Origin of the sequence: Thalassotalea sp. ND16A (genome assembly GCF_000764205.1) — a bacterium.
In the GTDB taxonomy this organism is placed as follows: Bacteria; Pseudomonadota; Gammaproteobacteria; order Enterobacterales; family Alteromonadaceae; genus Thalassotalea_A.
In genome coordinates, this window is sequence record NZ_JQDZ01000023.1 from 1 (window position 1) to 1,737 (window position 1,737).

Genomic DNA, 1,737 nt, shown 5'->3' on the forward strand with positions numbered 1-1,737 from the left:
ACACATAATTACTTAATGATGAATGAACACACAAACATATTAGTCAGGATTTATTTTAGCGATAAAGAATGATTAGTACGTTTTAGTTATTGCGCTTCGACTTCGGTTGAGGTGTGAGTAACGAAACATCAGAATTCATTGAGTCGATAATGAAACTTGTTTCATTATTAATGTAACAACTTTTTAATTGAAGAGTTTGATCATGGCTCAGATTGAACGCTGGCGGCAGGCTTAACACATGCAAGTCGAGCGGAAACGAAGAGTAGCTTGCTACTCTGGCGTCGAGCGGCGGACGGGTGAGTAATGCTTGGGAATATGCCTTTGAGTGGGGGACAACAGTTGGAAACGACTGCTAATACCGCATAACGTCTACGGACCAAAGGGGGGGATGCTTTTGCACCTCTCGCTCATAGATTAGCCCAAGTGAGATTAGCTAGTTGGTAAGGTAAAGGCTTACCAAGGCGACGATCTCTAGCTGGTTTGAGAGGATGATCAGCCACACTGGGACTGAGACACGGCCCAGACTCCTACGGGAGGCAGCAGTGGGGAATATTGCACAATGGGCGAAAGCCTGATGCAGCCATGCCGCGTGTGTGAAGAAGGCCTTCGGGTTGTAAAGCACTTTCAGTTGTGAGGAAAGGTTAGTAGTTAATAACTGCTAGCTGTGACGTTAGCAACAGAAGAAGCACCGGCTAACTCCGTGCCAGCAGCCGCGGTAATACGGAGGGTGCGAGCGTTAATCGGAATTACTGGGCGTAAAGCGTGCGTAGGCGGATTATTAAGTGAGATGTGAAAGCCCCGGGCTCAACCTGGGAACTGCATTTCAAACTGGTAGTCTAGAGTTTTGTAGAGGGTGGTGGAATTTCCAGTGTAGCGGTGAAATGCGTAGAGATTGGAAGGAACATCAGTGGCGAAGGCGGCCACCTGGACAAAAACTGACGCTGAGGCACGAAAGCGTGGGGAGCAAACAGGATTAGATACCCTGGTAGTCCACGCCGTAAACGATGTCAACTAGCTGTCTGTAGACTTGATCTGTGGGTAGCGCAGCTAACGCGATAAGTTGACCGCCTGGGGAGTACGGCCGCAAGGTTAAAACTCAAATGAATTGACGGGGGCCCGCACAAGCGGTGGAGCATGTGGTTTAATTCGATGCAACGCGAAGAACCTTACCATCCCTTGACATCCACAGAACTTTCCAGAGATGGATTGGTGCCTTCGGGAACTGTGAGACAGGTGCTGCATGGCTGTCGTCAGCTCGTGTTGTGAAATGTTGGGTTAAGTCCCGCAACGAGCGCAACCCCTATCCTTATTTGCCAGCGCGTAATGGCGGGAACTCTAAGGAGACTGCCGGTGATAAACCGGAGGAAGGTGGGGACGACGTCAAGTCATCATGGCCCTTACGGGATGGGCTACACACGTGCTACAATGGCAGATACAGAGGGCAGCGAGACCGCGAGGTGGAGCGAATCCCAGAAAGTCTGTCGTAGTCCGGATCGGAGTCTGCAACTCGACTCCGTGAAGTCGGAATCGCTAGTAATCGTGGATCAGAATGCCACGGTGAATACGTTCCCGGGCCTTGTACACACCGCCCGTCACACCATGGGAGTAGGTTGCAAAAGAAGTAGCTAGTCTAACCTTCGGGGGGACGGTTACCACTTTGTGATTTATGACTGGGGTGAAGTCGTAACAAGGTAACCCTAGGGGAACCTGGGGTTGGATCACCTCCTTACCTTAAGT

At 50.3% G+C, this 1,737-nt stretch carries 1 rRNA gene; it reads left to right on the top strand.

Going from position 1 to position 1,737, the window contains the following annotated elements:
- The first annotated feature begins 184 nt into the window (after positions 1-184).
- Positions 185-1,729: ribosomal RNA gene (locus ND16A_RS14435) — 16S ribosomal RNA — on the top strand.
- The last annotated feature ends 8 nt before the right edge of the window (positions 1,730-1,737 follow it).